Raw genomic sequence first — 18,343 nt, 5'->3', positions numbered from 1 at the left:
ATATGATAGAAAAAAACCGTTATTTTTCTTCTCTCTATTAGTCATGTTAATATAGAGAGAGGACAGGAACGGTTTTTTTCTGTGGAAAAAATCGTTTCAAATATGTATGGGGAGGTTTGTAGTTTGGAAAAAAAAGTCGTATTAGTAGATGGTAATAATATCGCGTATCGTGCTTTCTTTGCACTACCGCTTTTAAATAACGACAAAGGTATACATACGAACGCAATTTATGGTTTTACAATGATGTTAATGAGGATACTAGAGGAAGAAAAACCGACGCATATGCTTGTGGCGTTTGATGCGGGGAAAACAACATTCCGTCATAAAACGTATAGTGATTACAAGGGAGGGCGTCAAAAGACTCCACCTGAGTTATCAGAGCAATTCCCGTTTATTCGTGAGGTGCTTGATGCATTCAATGTACCGCGTTATGAGCTGGAAAATTATGAAGCGGATGACATTATGGGAACATTAGCGAAAGAAGCGAGTGAGCAAGGGTTTCATGTTAAAGTTATTTCAGGAGATAAAGATTTACTGCAACTTGTTTCAGATAATACACTCGTATGTATTCCTCGCAAAGGGATTACGGAAGTAGATGAATATACGAAAGAAGCTTTATTTGAGAAATATAGCTTATCACCAAAGCAAATTATCGATATGAAAGGTTTAATGGGAGACCAATCGGATAACATTCCAGGTGTACCAGGTGTTGGTGAGAAGACAGCCATTAAATTATTAACGCAATTTGAAACGGTAGAAGCAGTATATGAAAACTTAGATCAAGTGAGTGGAAAGAAATTAAAAGAAAAGTTAGAAGCGAATAAAGAACAAGCTCTTATGAGTAAAGAACTTGCGACTATTATTACAGACGCACCGATTACTGTGCATGTAGATGATATGGAATATAAAGGGTATGAACCAAGCGATTTGATTCCAATGTTCGAGAATTTAGGATTTACATCCCTTTTAAATAAGTTAGGTGTTACGCCGGAGGAAACGGCTCCAGCTGAATTAGATGATATTACATTTGATATTGTAGAAGAAGTTGCAGAAGAAATGCTTCAGCAAGATAGTGCGCTTATTGTTGAAGTGCAAGAAGATAATTATCATAAAGCCGATATTCAAGGTTTTGGTATTCAAAATGAAAATGGTTGTTACTTCATTCCGGCCGATGTTGCTCTTAAATCGGATGCTTTTAAAGAGTGGCTTGCAAATGGAGAAATGAGAAAACATACATTTGATGCGAAGCGTGCTATCGTTGCTCTCAAGTGGAAAGGTGTAGATATTCAAGGGATTGACTTTGATTTATTAATTGCCGCTTATTTACTTGATCCAGCCGATACAGATAAAGATTTCCGTACTGTAGCGAAAATGAAAGAAACGCATGCCGTAAAATCTGACGAAGAAGTTTACGGGAAAGGTGCGAAGCGTGCTGTTCCGGAGCTAGAGGTAGTAGCGGAGCATGTAGCTCGTAAAGTGCATGTATTATATGATGTAAAGCAAACGTTCTTAGAAGAATTAAAAAAGAACGAGCAATATGAATTATTTACGGAATTAGAATTACCACTTGCACGTGTATTAGCTGATATGGAAGTGAAAGGTGTAAAAGTTGATACGGAGCGTCTTCGTAATATGGGAGAAGAACTTGCAGGTAGATTAAAGGAAATGGAACAGGAAATTTATAAGCTTGCGGGAACAGAATTTAATATTAATTCACCGAAGCAACTTGGGGTTATTCTGTTTGAGAATTTAAACTTACCAGTTATTAAAAAGACGAAAACAGGTTATTCTACGTCGGCGGATGTGTTAGATAAACTTATGGATCGTCATGAAATTATTCCAAATATTTTACATTACCGTCAATTAGGAAAGCTAAATTCAACTTACATTGAAGGTTTATTGAAAGTTGTACATGAAGATTCATCTAAAATCCATACTCGTTTTAATCAAGTGTTAACGCAAACAGGTCGATTAAGTTCAACAGATCCGAACTTACAAAATATCCCGATTCGCTTAGAAGAAGGAAGAAAGATTCGTCAGGCATTCGTTCCATCAGAAGAAGGATGGATCATGTACGCGGCTGATTATTCACAAATCGAACTTCGTGTGCTTGCTCACATTGCAAATGATCCAGGGTTAGTTGAAGCGTTCCAACATGACATGGATATTCATACGAAAACAGCTATGGATGTATTTGGTGTTGGGAAAGATGAAGTAACATCTAACATGAGACGACAAGCAAAAGCTGTTAACTTCGGAATTGTGTATGGTATTAGTGATTATGGTCTTTCGCAAAACTTAGGAATTACAAGAAAAGCAGCAGCGGAATTTATTGAAAAGTATTTAGAAAGTTTCCCTGGTGTACAAGAATACATGGATGAAATCGTAAAAGATGCGAAACAAAAAGGATATGTGGTTACATTATTAAATCGTCGCCGTTATATTCCGGAAATTACGAGTCGTAATTTCAATTTACGTAGCTTTGCTGAGCGTACAGCTATGAATACACCAATTCAAGGTAGTGCGGCTGATATTATTAAAAAAGCGATGATTATTATGGCGGATCGCTTAGAAGAAGAAGGTCTACAAGCTCGCTTACTTCTGCAAGTACACGATGAATTGATATTTGAAGCACCAAAAGAAGAAATTGAAAAATTAGAGAAGCTTGTACCTGAAGTAATGGAGCATGCAATTGAACTAGCCGTTCCATTGAAAGTTGATTATTCTTACGGTCCAACTTGGTACGATGCGAAATAAGGACGTGATGAAATGCCGGAATTACCAGAGGTTGAAAACGTTAGACGGACGCTTGAAAATCTTGTAACAGGAAAAACGATTGAAGATGTCGTTATTACTTATCCCAAAATAGTAAAACGACCGGATGATGCAGAAATTTTTAAAGAAATGCTAAGAGGCGAGACAATTGAAAATATAAAGCGAAGAGGTAAGTTTTTGCTTTTGTATGTAACGAACTATGTAATTGTTTCACATTTGCGCATGGAAGGTAAGTTTTTACTTCATCAAGAGGATGAGCCGATTGATAAACATACGCACGTCCGTTTCTTATTTACAGATGGAACTGAATTACATTATAAAGATGTGAGAAAGTTTGGTACGATGCATCTCTTTAAGAAAGGTGAAGAGTTGAATCAAATGCCTCTTGCTGACTTAGGCCCGGAGCCATTTGATGCTGAATTGACACCGCAGTATTTACAAGAAAGATTGCAAAAAACAAATCGTAAAATAAAAGTCGTATTATTAGATCAGCGTCTTTTAGTAGGGCTTGGAAATATATATGTAGATGAAGTGTTATTCCGTTCTCAAATTCACCCAGAACGAGAAGCTGCATCTTTAACAAAAGAAGAAGTAGAAAGAATTTACGAGGCGATTGTTACAACGCTGGGCGAAGCTGTTAAGCGAGGCGGAAGTACAATTAGAACGTATATTAATTCACAAGGACAAATTGGTTCGTTCCAAGAACTTCTAAATGTATATGGGAAAAAAGGAGAACCGTGTGTTACTTGCGGTACGATATTAGAGAAAACAGTTGTTGGCGGAAGAGGAACGCATTACTGCCCGATTTGTCAGCCGAGAATATAGAAAAGAGATAACATCGGATAGGCATTTGTCATATACATACAGCAGGGCTATGTATAAGGGAGGAGCTTACCGATGTACCTTTATTTATCTCTTATTTTATTAGCTTTTACATTAAGCTTAGATAGCTGTAGTGTAGGGCTAACATATGGTTTAAGAAGCGTAAGAATTCCACTAAGATCAATTATAATTATCGGGATCTGTTCAGCAGCTGTAATGCTCGTTTCCATGGGAATTGGACATATGATCGCGAAAATATTTTCACCTGTTATCGCAACGCGTATCGGTGGGCTTGTTCTTATTGGAATTGGAATTTGGGTATTATACCAATTTTTTCGAAGTGATAAAAAAGAAGAACCAAAGCAAGAGGAGAAGGTTTGGAAATTAGAAATTGCTTCACTCGGGCTAGTGATTCAAATTTTGCGGAAGCCGACAGTTGCGGATTTTGATAAATCAGGAACTATCTCTGCAGGAGAAGCGTTACTTCTCGGTATCGCTCTTTCTATAGATTCGTTTGGTGCTGGAATTGGTGCATCTTTATTAGGTTATGCACCCGCGATGATGGCGGTATTAGTCGCGGTTATGAGTTCTTTATTTTTATTTATTGGAATGAAGCTCGGTACGATTTTATCAAATATGAAATGGTTACAAAAATTTACATTCCTGCCTGGGGTATTACTCATTATTATTGGAATTTGGAAAATGTAAGTAGGGGCGTGGAACATTAGTTTCGCGCCTTTAATATTGTGAGGAGGATTATTATGACAGTAGTAATTGGATTAACAGGAGGCATTGCAAGCGGAAAAAGTACGGTATCAGAAATGTTTCGTGAAATGAGTATACCGGTTATTGATGCAGATATTATTGCGCGAGAAGTTGTAGAACGAGGAAAACCGGCATATAACAAAATTGTAGAGGTGTTCGGAACGGAAGTGTTACAAAAAGATGGAGAGCTTGATCGACCAAAGCTTGGGAGTGTCGTTTTTTATAATGAAGAAAAACGATTGCAGTTAAACGAAATTGTTCATCCTGCAGTGCGTGAAGAAATGAATGCACAAAAGGAGATGTACATAAAAGAAGATATGCAAGCGGTTGTGTTAGATATCCCTCTTTTGTTTGAAAGTAAATTAACAAATCTCGTTGATCGTGTTTTAGTTGTAGCAGTCACACCGAATACGCAATTGGAACGTTTAATGAAACGAAATAACTTTTCAGAAGAAGAAGCAACGGCTCGTATTCAATCTCAAATGCCATTAGAAGAAAAAGTAAAGAAGGCAGATGAAGTAATTTATAATGATGGCACAATTACTGGAACGAAAACACAATTAGCCTCTATTTTGAAAGAATGGAACATTATTGATTAAAAAATTGTGAAATTAATGAAAATGCTTAGTGACATATCTCCTTTTTGTGTTATACTATTATTGGGATTGGAGATAAATAGTATAACGCATTCAAGGGGGATAACATATTATGACTCGTGTGGCAATTAATGGATTTGGACGTATCGGGAGAATGGTATTTCGTCAAGCAATAAAAGAAAGCGCATTCAAAATTGTAGCAATAAATGCAAGCTATCCATCAGAAACGTTAGCGCATTTAATTAAATATGATACAGTTCATGGAAAGTTTGACGGAACAGTGGAAGCATTTGAAGATCACTTACTAGTTGATGGGAAAATGATTCGCCTTTTAAACAACCGCGATCCAAAGGAGTTGCCTTGGAAAGATCTAGGTGTTGAAGTTGTAATTGAAGCAACTGGTAAATTTAACTCGAAAGAAAAAGCAATTCTTCATGTTGAAGCTGGAGCGAAAAAAGTTATTTTAACAGCACCTGGTAAAAATGAAGATGTAACAATCGTAGTTGGTGTGAACGAAGACCAATTAGATATTACAAAGCATACTGTTATTTCAAATGCATCTTGTACAACAAACTGTTTAGCGCCTGTTGTAAAGGTGTTAGATGAGCAGTTCGGAATTGAAAACGGTTTAATGACAACTGTTCATGCTTATACAAATGACCAAAAAAATATTGATAACCCACATAAAGATTTAAGAAGAGCGCGTGCTTGCGGACAGTCTATCATTCCAACAACGACGGGTGCTGCAAAAGCGCTAGCAAAAGTTCTTCCACACTTAAACGGAAAACTTCATGGTATGGCACTTCGTGTACCAACACCAAACGTGTCTCTTGTTGATTTAGTAGTAGACGTAAAACGTGATGTAACAGTTGAAGATATTAATGAAGCATTCAAAACTGTTGCAAACGGTGCATTAAAAGGAATTGTAGAATTCAGCGAAGAGCCTTTAGTGTCTATCGATTTTAATACAAATACACACTCAGCTATTATTGATGGTTTGTCTACAATGGTAATGGGTGATCGTAAAGTGAAAGTACTTGCTTGGTATGATAACGAGTGGGGCTACTCTCGTCGTGTTGTAGATCTTGTAACGTTAGTTGTTGATGAATTAGCGAAACAAAAAAATGTGCAACATATTTAAGTGAACGAGAGAGGGCAAGTGAAAATTTGCCCTCTTTTTTATTTTTTTCTGAAAAGGAAAAAAATTATATAAGTATATTTTTAAATAGTGGACATACCACGAAACGTTGGGATTACTGTATTCGTGAATCATTAATTTTTTTTAGGGAAAAGTAAAGAGGAAAATATGACAGAAAATCGAAAAAACTGTTGTTGCAAAATGAAAATAAACAAAGTATACTAACACTCGTAAACTTAAGAGCTGAGGTACGTAGTCACTACTTAAAGGGTTAGGACCTCTCTGGACTAACTTTCCCCCGTGGTAGTGGAGCAAGCCAAATTGCAAATTAGTTTTCAATTCGAACAGTTAGAATAAATTTACAAGGGGGAACTGTAGAATGGATACTATGGATACGATGGGTCGTCACGTGATTGCTGAACTTTGGGATTGCGATTTCGACAAGCTTAATGACATGCCGTATATTGAACAATTATTTGTGGATGCAGCACTAAGAGCTGGTGCTGAAGTACGTGAGGTTGCTTTTCATAAATTTGCACCACAAGGTGTAAGTGGAGTAGTAATTATCTCGGAATCACATTTAACAATTCATAGCTTTCCGGAGCACGGTTACGCAAGTATTGATGTTTATACTTGTGGGGATCGTATTGATCCAAATGTTGCTGCAGAATATATTGCAGAAGGTTTAAACGCGAAAACGCGTGAGAGCATCGAGCTTCCTCGAGGCACTGGTAGCTTCGAAATTAAGCAGAGAGAAACAAAAGCTCTTTAAAAAAGAACATAATTGATTTAAAATGTAAAGAGGTGTATAATGCACCTCTTTTTTAGTTTATATAAAATAGGATCACGATATGTAATAACTTAGAGTGGTCATTATAGAAGAATGAGTTATATAATATTGTATATATATTTTCACATGTAGGTGAGTAGCGAAAGAATAAAGATTATAGTGTAAAGGAGTGAATGAATTGCGTTGTCCATCCTGTTTTCATAATGGAACAAGAGTGTTAGATTCGCGTCCGGTAGACGAGGGGCGCTCTATTCGAAGAAGAAGAGAGTGTGAAAGTTGTTTAAGTCGCTTTACGACATTTGAAAGAGTAGAAGAATCACCTCTTATTGTTGTTAAAAAAGAAGGAACACGAGAAGAGTTTAATAAAGAGAAAATTTTACGCGGTTTAATTAAAGCGTGTGAAAAAAGACCTGTATCTTTAAGGCAGTTAGAGGAAGTAACACAAAGTGTGGAGCGTGAACTTCGTAACTTAGGTATATCAGAAGTAAAAAGTGATATGATTGGTGAAATTGTTATGGAAGAACTTCGTGATATTGATGATGTTGCTTACGTACGTTTTGCTTCTGTGTATCGTCAATTTAAAGATTTAAATGTATTTATTGAAGAATTAAAAGATATACTGCAAAAAGAGAGAGAGTAGAAGGAATCTCTTTATATACTGTAAGTAAACGAGATAAGAGAGCTAGAAGCGGAAGCTAATAGCTCTTTTTCGCTAATAAATTATATAATAAAGATAGAACGAGTGAAATGTAGGCTAGATTGGATGAGAGAAAGGAAAAGCAAGAATGGAAAAACAGTCATGGATGGAGCTATTGCCGATTGATCGTTATAAAGTAAGTGCGAAAGGGTTGTTACATAATTACGACCGGAAAGTATTAACGATGTTGTATCAGCCGTTAATAGGTAGTAGAGCTTTTAGCTTATACATGACACTATGGGGAGAGTTAGAGCAAGATCGTGTGTTTGGAAAAGAGAATACACATCACTCCCTTATGGTGACTATGCAAATGCAACTTCCTGAAATATATGGGGAACGAGTAAAGTTAGAAGCGATTGGCCTTTTAAATGTATATATTAAGAAAGAAAAAGATATTCGGATGTTTATATATGAATTGCAACCACCTTTATCTCCGAAGCAGTTTTTTGATGATATTGTTTTAAGTATCTTTTTATATAATCGCTTGAGTCGGACAAAATACAACCAAGTAAAGCAATATTTCTTAGAAGAAGAATTCGATTTTGCTTCTTATGAAAATGTTACGCGCTCCTTCAACGATATATTTGATTCGTTTAACCCAGGTCAGTTTGAATATGCGCAAGAAGAACTGCGTATCCCGAAAACAACAATTATGCCAAGTAACGAGAATGGGGATGCTCCGAAAGTTTGGAACGATTTCTTTGATTTCTCTTTATTTGTAGACGGACTATCAGCCCTTGTTCCTAAAAAGGCGATTACAGATCAAGTGAGAGAATGTGTTATTACACTCGCTTATGTGTACGGTGTGGATGTGTTATCGATGCAAAATATCGTTCTTGGCGCAGTGACAGAAGTGCAAACAATTGATATCGAAAGGCTTCGGAAGGGAGCACGCGATTGGTATCAATTCGAAAATGGTCAAGCGTTACCTGTATTAAGTGAAAGAGTGCAACCTCATGCTGCTCGTACAATGAAAGAGAAAGAGCCATCTACGCAAGAAGAGATGCTAATGAAACAGTTAGAGGAAATCTCGCCAAAACAACTATTGAAAGAGATTTCAGGCGGTGCAGAGGCGACGAAAGCGGACTTGCAAATCGTTGAGGATGTAATGATAAATCAAAAGTTAACGCCAGGGGTTGTGAATGTACTTATTTATTACGTTATGCTACGCTCAGATATGAAGCTTGCTAAAACGTATGTCGAGAAGATTGCTGGACATTGGGCGCGAAAAAAGGTCGGTACAGTAGGCGAGGCGATGGCGCTAGCGAAAGAAGAGAATCGTCAATATCAAGAGTGGGCTGAGACTAAGAAAAAAGGTCGTACAGCGAAGAAAACAGTGCGAAAAGAAATGGTACCAGATTGGCTTAAAGAAGAGTCGAAAGAAGAAGAGAAAGAACCTGTAAAAAATGACGTAAGTGCGAAAAAAGATGCAAGTACGTTAGAAGATGAACGGAAACGATTAGAAGAAGTATTGAAAAAATATAAGCGTGATTAATAAAAGAAAATGAACGCTCTTTGAGGTGAGAAAATGGAGCATATTCAAAATTCATTTACGAAATTAATGGAAAATAAAAACTTTAAAAATAGATATGAAGTCTTAAAGGCAGAAGTGATGGCGCACCCTCGTGTGAAAGAATTTATAGACGAACATAAAGGTGAAGTAACGACTTCTATGATTGAACGAAGTCTTGTGAAGTTATATGAATATATTGGACAAAGTGTAGGGTGTGCGGATTGTCCAGATTTAGGGTCATGTAAAAATATGCTACAAGGATATGAGCCGAAGCTCGTCATTCAAGGTAAGATGATTGATATTCAATACGATCGTTGTATTAGAAAAGTAGCATATGATGAGAGAAAAAAATATGAAAAACTCGTTCAAAGTGTATATATGCCAGTTGACATTTTGCAGGCAACTATGGAAAATTTAGACCCTTCAGATTTAGATGCACGTATTGATGCAATAGGTGCAACGAATGAATTTTTAAACACATACGAACCAGGTAAAAAAGCACAAGGTTTATATTTGTACGGTAAATTTGGTGTAGGGAAAACATATCTTTTAGGGGCAATTGCAAATGAGCTTGCGCGAAAGAAAATTAGTTCGATGCTCGTATACTTCCCTGAATTTTTACGTGAAATCAAAAGTTCGATTCAAGATAATTCGATTAGCGGAAAGATTGATGCTGTCAAACGTGTACAAGTATTAATGTTAGATGATATCGGGGCAGAAGCGATGTCAAGTTTTGTACGTGATGATGTACTCGGTGCAATCTTGCAATTCCGTATGTTGGAAAACTTACCGACGTTCTTTACATCTAACTTTGATTTCAAACAGTTGGAACATCATTTAACGTATACACAGCGCGGTGAAGCAGAAGAGATGAAAGCGGCCCGTATTATGGAACGAATTAAATATTTAGCGAAGCCAATCCCAATTGGCGGGAAGAATCGTCGTAATAAGTAAAGAGCGAGCTGAGAAGCTTGCTCTTTTTTATCCCGCTATTGGCGGGCAGTAAGACTCCCACCTCAAAATTCGGCTGTAAAGCAAAGAAGTTAGGTGGGAGCCCTGTTGCCCGTAAAAGCCCGATTGGTGCGGGCTAATAATCAGTGAACGATGGACAAAACCTCCACTGATTAAAGTTTCACTTTATTTTAATCATTTTTTCAGAGTAGCTTGTATCATTTTTTTCTCCCTCCCTTAATATATATAAAATTAGCAAGCCATATCGAGTGGATGTTCTAACAATGGGAGATAGGTTTCTACTAAGAGTGAACTTCCATAGATCGGACTCTTATAGGATTTGTAACGTATAGATGCAATCCTTTAGAGCGGGGATAAAAGGGGGGACAAAAGTGATTGAAATTTGCTTCGAAGAAAAAAATGATGCTGTGTACGTATACAGACAACTAACGAAAAGAACAGAATCCTTATATAAGGAAACAAGTGTATATTTAAACGAACAAAAGGTTGTTATTCATATACCATTATGTGAATCAAATTATATTGAAAAGATTTTATTGCCAGTATTACTATATTTCATTATGAATGTGAAACAAAATGAATGGATTCATACCATTTTAAAGGAAAAGTTTTTTTATGAAGAACAAGAAGAGTGTCATCAAATATTGCATATGGCACATGAGATTTTAAAGGAAAGAAGAAAAGGAGTATCTAGTGATTTAACACGTCAAAAATTTGAATCTTATATTGCGTCGTCTTTGAATGATTGGCTTTGTGATCCGCTCTCATTCTCGTTTTCATCATACGTTCGTTTTCGTCTTCGTACATATAGGGAAATGGTAACTAAGCTTGCTGAAGTTGCAATTGATGAGTATAAGATGGAGCAGGAATACCAAATATTCATTGAGACACTTCGCCAACAAGTAAGTAGCCGGAAATCACGTTTGTCCTGTGTACATCTTATTTTTGATGAAAGTTTTATTTTCTATGATGATAAAGGTAGGCGTTTAAAACAGGAGAAATTGGTTCAATATATAGATGAAGAATTATTAAAGAAACAGGATGTATATATCGATACGAAAGTAATTGCACCACTTCTTTCTATTTCGCCGAAAAAGATTTATTTATATACGAAAGAACAAGATCATAATATGATTATTACTTTGCGAAATGTATTTCAGGAACGAGTGCAACTACATGGATTACATGAGTTTGAGCGCAATGTGAAAAATTTAAAAAATAAAGGTAACGCCCTTGATTTTCTAAGTTTTTGAGCATATAATTACCTACATAAATGAAATATATTGAAATGTCATGATGAGGACATGAGTAGTTATCTACGATTTTCAGAGAGGGAAGCCTTAGGGTGCGAGCTTCCTAGTACGGGATTATTACTTACCACCTCTAAACTTTAGCAGTGAACGTTTTTCTAGTAATTGCTAACGGACAACACCGTTATGTTGAACTTGAGCAATTAACAATAAGGTTAATTGGAACAAGGGTGGAACCACGAATTCAACACTCGTCCCTTTTTATGGGATGAGTGTTTTTTATTTTGAAAAAAAAGAGGAGTGACCAGTGATGGCAGATGTAGTTAAAATTACTTTCCCTGATGGAGCTGTGAAGGAGTTTCCAAAAGGAGTAACAACTGAAGAAATCGCAGCTTCTATTAGCCCAGGCTTAAAGAAAAAAGCTGTGGCTGGAAAATTAAACGATGAGATGATCGATCTTGTTACACCAATCGAAGAAGATGGTGCAGTTTCTATTATTACATTAGATTCTGAAGATGGCTTATATATTTTACGCCACTCAACAGCTCACCTTTTAGCACAAGCGTTAAAACGTTTATATAAAGATGTTAAGCTTGAGCTTGGCATTGGTCCAGTAATCGAAAATGGCTTCTACTACGATATTGATATGGAAGAAGCAATTACAGTTGAAGACTTCAAGAAAATCGAAAAAGAAATGCAAAAAATCGTGAACGAAAACTTAGAAATCGTTCGTCATGAAGTACCACGTGCAGAAGCACTTCGTCGCTTTGAAGAAATCGGCGATGAGTTAAAATTAGATTTAATTAACGATCTTCCAGAAGATGCAGTTATTTCAATCTATGAGCAAGGCGAATTCTTCGACCTTTGCCGTGGTGTTCATCTTCCATCTACAGGGAAGATTAAAGTGTTTAAATTATTAAGTGTTGCTGGTGCTTACTGGCGCGGCGATAGCAATAATAAAATGTTACAACGTATTTACGGTACTGGATTCGTTAAGAAAGCAGAATTAGATGAGCACTTACGTATGCTTGAAGAAGCGAAAGAGCGCGATCACCGTAAATTAGGTAAAGAGTTAAAACTATTTACTAATAGCCAAAAAGTAGGACAAGGTTTACCACTTTGGTTACCAAAAGGTGCAACAATTCGCCGTATTATCGAGCGTTACATCGTTGATAAAGAAGCAAGCTTATGCTATGATCACGTATACACTCCAGTATTAGGAAGTAGAGAGCTTTATGAAACTTCTGGTCACTGGAACCATTACCGTGATGGCATGTTCCCATCAATGGAAATGGATAATGAAGAGTTAGTTCTTCGTCCAATGAACTGCCCTCACCATATGATGGTTTATAAAAATGATATTCACAGCTACCGTGAATTACCAATCCGTATTGCGGAACTTGGAACAATGCACCGCTATGAAATGTCTGGAGCATTATCTGGATTACAACGTGTACGCGGAATGACTTTAAATGATGCGCACATTTTCGTTCGTCCAGATCAAATTAAAGAAGAATTAAAACGTGTTGTAAACTTAACGTTAGAAGTGTACAAAGATTTCGGTTTAGAAAACTATTCATTCCGTCTATCTTATCGTGACCCAGCAGATACTAAAAAGTATTATGCTGATGATGAGATGTGGGAAAAAGCACAAGGTATGTTAAAAGAAGCTATGGATGAAATGGGTCTTGATTACTATGAAGCTGAAGGTGAAGCGGCATTCTATGGTCCGAAACTTGACGTTCAAGTTCGTACTGCTCTTGGAAAAGACGAAACACTTTCAACTGTACAATTAGACTTCTTACTTCCAGAACGCTTTGAATTAACTTACGTTGGTGAAGACGGTAAACAACATCGTCCAGTTGTAATTCACCGTGGTGTTGTATCAACTATGGAACGTTTCGTAGCCTTCTTAATTGAAGAATACAAAGGCGCATTCCCAACTTGGTTAGCTCCAGTTCAGGCGCAAGTAATTCCAGTTTCTCCGCAAGTACATTTAGACTATGCGAAGAAAGTACAAGATGAATTACGACGTGCTGGTATCCGTGTTGAATTAGACACTCGTGAAGAGAAAATTGGTTACAAAATCCGTGAAGCACAAATGCAAAAGATTCCGTACATGCTTGTAGTAGGTGACAATGAAGTTACTGAAAATGGCGTTAACGTACGTAAATATGGTGAACAAAAATCAGAAACAATCGCATTAGATGCGTTTGTTGACATGATTAAGGTAGAAGGAAAACGATAAGAAAGAGCCGCGGTATACCGCGGCTTTTTTATGTATTATAAAAAAGAAAATCTAGAAAAAATAACCAAACAATACTTATCATAAAAAAGTATTGCAAGTATGCTGGTTGTTTGTTACAATATTTCTTGTTGTTAGTAAAACACATCGCGTCTTCTTGACAGACGTCATGTCCTATGATAAACTCATCAAGGATAATAGAATATGGTTTTGACAAGTAGAAGCACCCGCTTCTCACCTGATGGACGCATTCGCAGTTAGCAGGTAAATGTATTTCTTACTAAAGATATTACAAGTGTGGGTGCCGTGTGCCCGCACTTTTTTTGTTCGGGTTCTACAATTGCAAAACGTATTCTAAGAAAACCTTGGAGGTGGCTTACTATTAGCAAGGATATGATGATTAACGAGCAAATTCGTGCACGTGAAGTACGCTTAGTTGGCGCAAACGGCGATCAACTTGGAATCAAGTCTCGTAATGACGCTTTAGACTTAGCTGCAGGTCTTAATCTTGATTTAGTATTGGTTGCTCCAAATGCGAAACCACCAGTATGCCGCATTATGGACTACGGTAAATTCCGCTTTGAGCAACAGAAGAAAGAAAAAGAACAGCGCAAAAATCAAAAAGTAATTAGCATGAAAGAAGTTCGTTTAAGTCCAACAATTGATGAACATGACTTTAACACAAAACTTCGTAATGCTGTCAAGTTTTTAGAGAAAGGCGACAAGGTTAAAGCGTCAATTCGCTTTAAAGGACGTGCCATTACTCATAAAGAAATCGGTCAACGTGTTTTAGATCGCTTCTCAGAAGCTTGTGCTGAAGTTAGTACAATTGAATCTAAGCCTAAAATGGAAGGACGTAGTATGTTCTTAGTTTTAGCACCGAAAAACGATAAGTAATAGATAGAGGAGGAAATACCTATGCCTAAACAAAAAACTCATCGCGGCGCTGCAAAGCGTTTCAAAAAGACTGGATCTGGTAAACTGAAGCGTTCTCACGCTTACACAAGCCATTTATTCGCTAACAAATCTACAAAAGCTAAACGTAAACTACGTAAAGCTGGTGTAGTTAGCGCTGGTGACTTCAAACGCATTCGTCAAATGCTTGACAACTTAAAATAAGTTCGGCTGATATATAGAACAAACTAGGAGGTAATATTATGCCAAGAGTAAAAGGTGGTACAGTTACTCGTCAACGTCGTAAAAAAGTTATAAAATTAGCAAAAGGTTACTACGGTTCTAAGAGTACATTATTTAAGGTTGCTAACCAACAGGTTATGAAATCTCTAATGTATGCATTCCGTGACCGTCGTCAAAAGAAACGTGACTTCCGTAAATTATGGATTACACGTATCAACGCAGCAGCTCGTATGAATGGTCTTTCTTACAGCCGCTTAATGCACGGTTTAAAAAATGCTGGCATCGAAGTTAACCGCAAGATGCTTGCTGACTTAGCTGTTCATGACGAAAAAGCTTTCGCTGAATTAGCAACAGTTGCAAAAAACAACATTAACTAATTGTTTAAAACCTTAGAAGATTTTCTTCTAAGGTTTTTTTATTTGCATTTATTGTAAAATCCTCCACTTATTATCGTTATTTCTTGCTCAAGTATATTAAGATGTGCTTGTAAGAATTTTTGTAACGATAACGAGGAGACTTTTACATGAAAGTAGGAAAGATTAACGGATGTGTCGTTATCGATATGACAAAATCAATATAAAAGCCATAGCGATATAAAAGAATATATAAAAAAAGTCAGGAGAATCCTCCTGACTTTTTTTATCCCTCTATTTGCGGGCAGTAAAACTCCCACCTCAAAATTCAGGTGGAGCAAAGAAGTTAGGTGGGAGATCAACTGCCCGTAAAAGCCCGATTGGTGAAGGCTAATAATAAGTGGGGATGAACAAAACCCCCCACTTATTAAAGTTTCACTTTATTTGAACTCATTCGTGAGAAGTGCATCTTTCCTAGCAGAAACGACACTGCTATAATGGAAAGATGATATGGAGCTTTCATCAAGTGAACAATCTATGAGTGATGATTGAAACGTATTTGCAAATTAAGGACAAGCTATCTTTATAAAGATGTAGGTAGCTGACTTGTTAATAAGAAACGAAAAATAATAATGAACTTTGAGATGAAACAACATTGTTGCGGAAAATGCGATGTTGGAGGAGGACAATAGAATGGACTTACTACAACTATTTAAATTACAAAAAGAATTAGATGACCGTATTGTGAAAGAACATGACTTACAACCGAAAAAATTGTTAAAAGAAAAAATGTTAGCTCTTCTTGTAGAAATTGGAGAACTTGCAAATGAAACACGTTGTTTTAAATATTGGAGCAATAAACCAGCTTCAGAACGTGAAGTAATATTAGAAGAATACGTAGATGGTTTACATTTTATTTTATCAATCGGAATCGATTTAGGAATTGATAAAAACTTCTTATTCTATAAATGTGCGCAAACGAATAAAACACAAGTGGAAATTTTCTTAGACACATATGCGAAAGTAATTCGTTTTACAGATCAACCTTCTATTACGAACTATATTGAACTATTTACAAGCTATCTTCGCCTTGGACAAGCGCTTGAATTTGAACAAGATGAAATTGAAAAAGCATATTTAGATAAAAATGAAGTAAATCATCAGCGTCAAACACAAGGATACTAATTTAATTTTTGAATATTTCAATTTCCTTTTGTATAATAAAGTGACTGAAGAAAAAGGAGGGTGTTGGCAATGATAAAATTAGACGAGACATTGACAATGCTAAAAGAATTAACAGACGCACGCGGTATTGCGGGTAACGAGCGCGAACCACGTGAAGTAATGAAGAAATATATTGAGCCGTTTGCAGATGAACTTTCTACTGACAATTTAGGAAGTTTAGTTGCGAAAAAAGTTGGGGAAGAAAACGGCCCGAAAATTATGGTTGCAGGTCATTTAGATGAAGTCGGATTTATGATTACGCAAATTGATGACAAAGGCTTCCTTCGTTTCCAAACGGTGGGTGGCTGGTGGTCGCAAGTTATGCTTGCACAGCGCGTAACGATTGTAACGCGTAAAGGAGATGTAACAGGTGTAATTGGTTCAAAACCACCGCACATTTTACCTCCAGAAGCTCGTAAAAAGCCAGTTGAAATTAAAGACATGTTCATCGATATTGGTGCTTCTAGCCAAGAAGAAGCGATGGAGTGGGGCATACGACCAGGAGATCAAGTTGTACCGTACTTCGAATTCCAAGTGATGAAGAATGAAAAGATGTTACTTGCAAAAGCATGGGATAACCGAATTGGTTGTGCAATTGCAATTGACGTATTAAAACAATTAAAAGATGAAAAGCATCCAAACGTTGTATACGGCGTTGGGACTGTACAAGAAGAAGTTGGTCTTCGTGGTGCGAAAACATCTGCAAACTATATTAAGCCAGATATCGCATTCGCAGTAGATGTAGGTATTGCTGGTGATACACCAGGTGTAACGGCAAAAGAAGCACAAAGTAAAATGGGTGATGGTCCGCAGATCATTCTATATGATGCTTCGGTTATTGGTCATACAGGTTTACGGGATTTCGTTGTTGATGTTGCGGATGAATTACAAATTCCATATCAGTATGATTCTGTAGCGGGCGGGGGAACGGACGCAGGAGCAATTCACATTTCTGTAAATGGTATCCCATCTATGGCAATTACGATTGCGACACGCTACATTCATTCTCATGCAGCGATGTTACATCGTGATGATTATGAAAACGCAGTGAAGTTAATTGTAGAAGTTATTAAACGTCTTGATAAAGAGGCTGTACATAACATTACATTTAATTAATAGAAAGAAGCGAAGGATAACCTCCTTCGCTTTTTTCATTTTTAAAACGGTCTTTCTAATCCTGCTGCAGTATGAGCTCCTAAAATAATTAAGCGAGTTAATTGCATTGCCATGAAATGTGGGGTATAAATCATGCCTCTTTTTAACCATGACATAATCATTCCGATATGAGCGCCTGTAACATAACTAATAAGAATATCACGAGGGACCATAAGGTCTTCATCATCTGGCTGGGAAATAGATAGGCTTAATGTTAAATGTGTTTGAATTGTTTTCATCATTTTATAAGAATAGTTTCCAGCTGCCTTATCGCCGAGCATAACGTTATAGAAATTAGTATTATCTGCGATATGCTCAAATAAAGCTAAAAAAGTTGGATGCGGTGAATCAAAAGTGAGCTGAAAATCTTCTTTATTTCGATTTTGTGGTTTAATTACTGCAGCTAGTTTTTCTAACATTTCTTCTATGCTTTTTTCTAATAAATCATATTTATCATGGTAATGGCTATAAAATGTAGCACGATTTACAGGAGCGCGTTCCGCGATATGTTGCACAGTTACATTTTCGAAGCCCTTTTCGCCTACTAAAGCGACAAAAGCATCCTGTATGAGTTGTCTCGTTCGTTTTACACGTGGATCATTTGTATTTTTAATAGACATTTTTACTTCACCTCGTTTAATTTTTTAACCTTAAACAACACATGTATAGTGTAATGTTGTTTAAACAACATATAGGTTTAAATTGTTGGTTGTAGATTCGGGATAATTATTTATAATTATAAACGATAGTCCTTTAGAAATCAGCACCGCTAGGATGCAGACAAAACATAGTTTGCGTCGTAAAAGGTGTGCTTTTTTTGTTTAAAGGTTAATATAATTAACAATTAAACAATATAAACACTAAGGATGTAAATAGTTTAGAAAAAAATTATATGCGATATAAGGAGAGGA

At 36.6% G+C, this 18,343-nt stretch carries 17 protein-coding genes and 2 other annotated features; of the genes, 16 read left to right on the top strand and 1 reads right to left on the bottom strand.

Annotated elements, in window-relative coordinates; all coding sequences use genetic code 11:
- Window positions 1-123 precede the first annotated feature (123 nt).
- From polA to QCI77_RS23280, 16 genes are all read left to right on the top strand, one after another.
- The gene (gene polA, locus QCI77_RS23355; protein ID WP_016102973.1) at window positions 124-2,757 is read left to right on the top strand and encodes a DNA polymerase I; all 2,634 of its coding nucleotides are present in this window, start codon (window positions 124-126) and stop codon (window positions 2,755-2,757) included.
- Between the two features lie 12 nt (window positions 2,758-2,769).
- Window positions 2,770-3,600, top strand: a complete 831-nt coding sequence (mutM, locus tag QCI77_RS23350) for a DNA-formamidopyrimidine glycosylase (protein ID WP_002034280.1) — start codon at window positions 2,770-2,772, stop codon at window positions 3,598-3,600.
- A gap of 72 nt (window positions 3,601-3,672) precedes the next feature.
- Window positions 3,673-4,305, top strand: a complete 633-nt coding sequence (ytaF, locus tag QCI77_RS23345) for a sporulation membrane protein YtaF (protein ID WP_002034279.1) — start codon at window positions 3,673-3,675, stop codon at window positions 4,303-4,305.
- Between the two features lie 53 nt (window positions 4,306-4,358).
- Window positions 4,359-4,961 carry a dephospho-CoA kinase gene (gene coaE, locus QCI77_RS23340; RefSeq protein WP_088034060.1) on the top strand — a complete coding sequence of 201 codons (603 nt, stop codon included), beginning with the start codon at window positions 4,359-4,361 and terminating at the stop codon, window positions 4,959-4,961.
- A gap of 109 nt (window positions 4,962-5,070) precedes the next feature.
- Complete coding sequence (locus QCI77_RS23335; RefSeq protein ID WP_002129350.1) at window positions 5,071-6,099, top strand: glyceraldehyde-3-phosphate dehydrogenase; 1,029 nt, start codon at window positions 5,071-5,073, stop codon at window positions 6,097-6,099.
- Window positions 6,100-6,484: 385 nt separating this feature from the next.
- Window positions 6,485-6,868: an adenosylmethionine decarboxylase gene (gene speD / locus QCI77_RS23330; RefSeq protein WP_002003660.1), complete on the top strand. Its 384-nt coding sequence runs from the start codon at window positions 6,485-6,487 to the stop codon at window positions 6,866-6,868.
- 196 nt (window positions 6,869-7,064) lie between these two features.
- Window positions 7,065-7,526 (top strand): transcriptional regulator NrdR, encoded by a 462-nt coding sequence (gene nrdR / locus QCI77_RS23325; protein WP_001203686.1) that lies wholly within the window; start codon window positions 7,065-7,067, stop codon window positions 7,524-7,526.
- 145 nt (window positions 7,527-7,671) lie between these two features.
- Window positions 7,672-9,078: a replication initiation and membrane attachment family protein gene (locus QCI77_RS23320; protein WP_002015474.1), complete on the top strand. Its 1,407-nt coding sequence runs from the start codon at window positions 7,672-7,674 to the stop codon at window positions 9,076-9,078.
- 33 nt (window positions 9,079-9,111) lie between these two features.
- On the top strand, window positions 9,112-10,050 hold the full coding sequence (dnaI, locus tag QCI77_RS23315) for a primosomal protein DnaI (RefSeq protein ID WP_002015473.1): 939 nt from the start codon (window positions 9,112-9,114) through the stop codon (window positions 10,048-10,050).
- A 389-nt stretch (window positions 10,051-10,439) separates the two neighbouring features.
- Window positions 10,440-11,321 (top strand): putative sporulation protein YtxC, encoded by an 882-nt coding sequence (gene ytxC, locus QCI77_RS23310; protein WP_061673936.1) that lies wholly within the window; start codon window positions 10,440-10,442, stop codon window positions 11,319-11,321.
- Between the two features lie 31 nt (window positions 11,322-11,352).
- Window positions 11,353-11,580, top strand: a binding site (T-box leader).
- A 48-nt stretch (window positions 11,581-11,628) separates the two neighbouring features.
- On the top strand, window positions 11,629-13,566 hold the full coding sequence (gene thrS, locus QCI77_RS23305) for a threonine--tRNA ligase (protein WP_353825521.1): 1,938 nt from the start codon (window positions 11,629-11,631) through the stop codon (window positions 13,564-13,566).
- Between the two features lie 206 nt (window positions 13,567-13,772).
- Window positions 13,773-13,893 (top strand) — a sequence feature (ribosomal protein L20 leader region).
- A 63-nt stretch (window positions 13,894-13,956) separates the two neighbouring features.
- Complete coding sequence (infC, locus tag QCI77_RS23300; RefSeq protein WP_002015470.1) at window positions 13,957-14,460, top strand: translation initiation factor IF-3; 504 nt, start codon at window positions 13,957-13,959, stop codon at window positions 14,458-14,460.
- A gap of 21 nt (window positions 14,461-14,481) precedes the next feature.
- Window positions 14,482-14,682, top strand: a complete 201-nt coding sequence (gene rpmI / locus QCI77_RS23295; protein WP_001125945.1) for a 50S ribosomal protein L35 — start codon at window positions 14,482-14,484, stop codon at window positions 14,680-14,682.
- Window positions 14,683-14,720: 38 nt separating this feature from the next.
- A complete protein-coding gene (gene rplT, locus QCI77_RS23290) occupies window positions 14,721-15,077 on the top strand; it encodes a 50S ribosomal protein L20 (RefSeq protein WP_001138364.1) in 357 nt (118 codons plus the stop codon).
- A gap of 669 nt (window positions 15,078-15,746) precedes the next feature.
- Window positions 15,747-16,238, top strand: a complete 492-nt coding sequence (locus tag QCI77_RS23285) for a dUTP diphosphatase (protein ID WP_002015469.1) — start codon at window positions 15,747-15,749, stop codon at window positions 16,236-16,238.
- A gap of 69 nt (window positions 16,239-16,307) precedes the next feature.
- Window positions 16,308-17,393, top strand: a complete 1,086-nt coding sequence (locus tag QCI77_RS23280) for a M42 family metallopeptidase (protein WP_002088917.1) — start codon at window positions 16,308-16,310, stop codon at window positions 17,391-17,393.
- A gap of 41 nt (window positions 17,394-17,434) precedes the next feature.
- Here QCI77_RS23280 and QCI77_RS23275 read toward each other — a convergent pair whose 3' ends face one another.
- Window positions 17,435-18,052: a TetR/AcrR family transcriptional regulator gene (locus QCI77_RS23275; protein WP_002015467.1), complete on the bottom strand. Its 618-nt coding sequence runs from the start codon at window positions 18,050-18,052 to the stop codon at window positions 17,435-17,437.
- Window positions 18,053-18,343: the final 291 nt, after the last annotated feature.

The sequence above is a fragment of the Bacillus cereus group sp. MG9 genome (assembly GCF_040459995.1).
In the GTDB taxonomy this organism is placed as follows: domain Bacteria; phylum Bacillota; class Bacilli; order Bacillales; family Bacillaceae_G; genus Bacillus_A; species Bacillus_A mycoides.
Note: the sequence above shows the minus strand (reverse complement) of the source record. Positions and strands in the feature narration are given on the sequence as shown.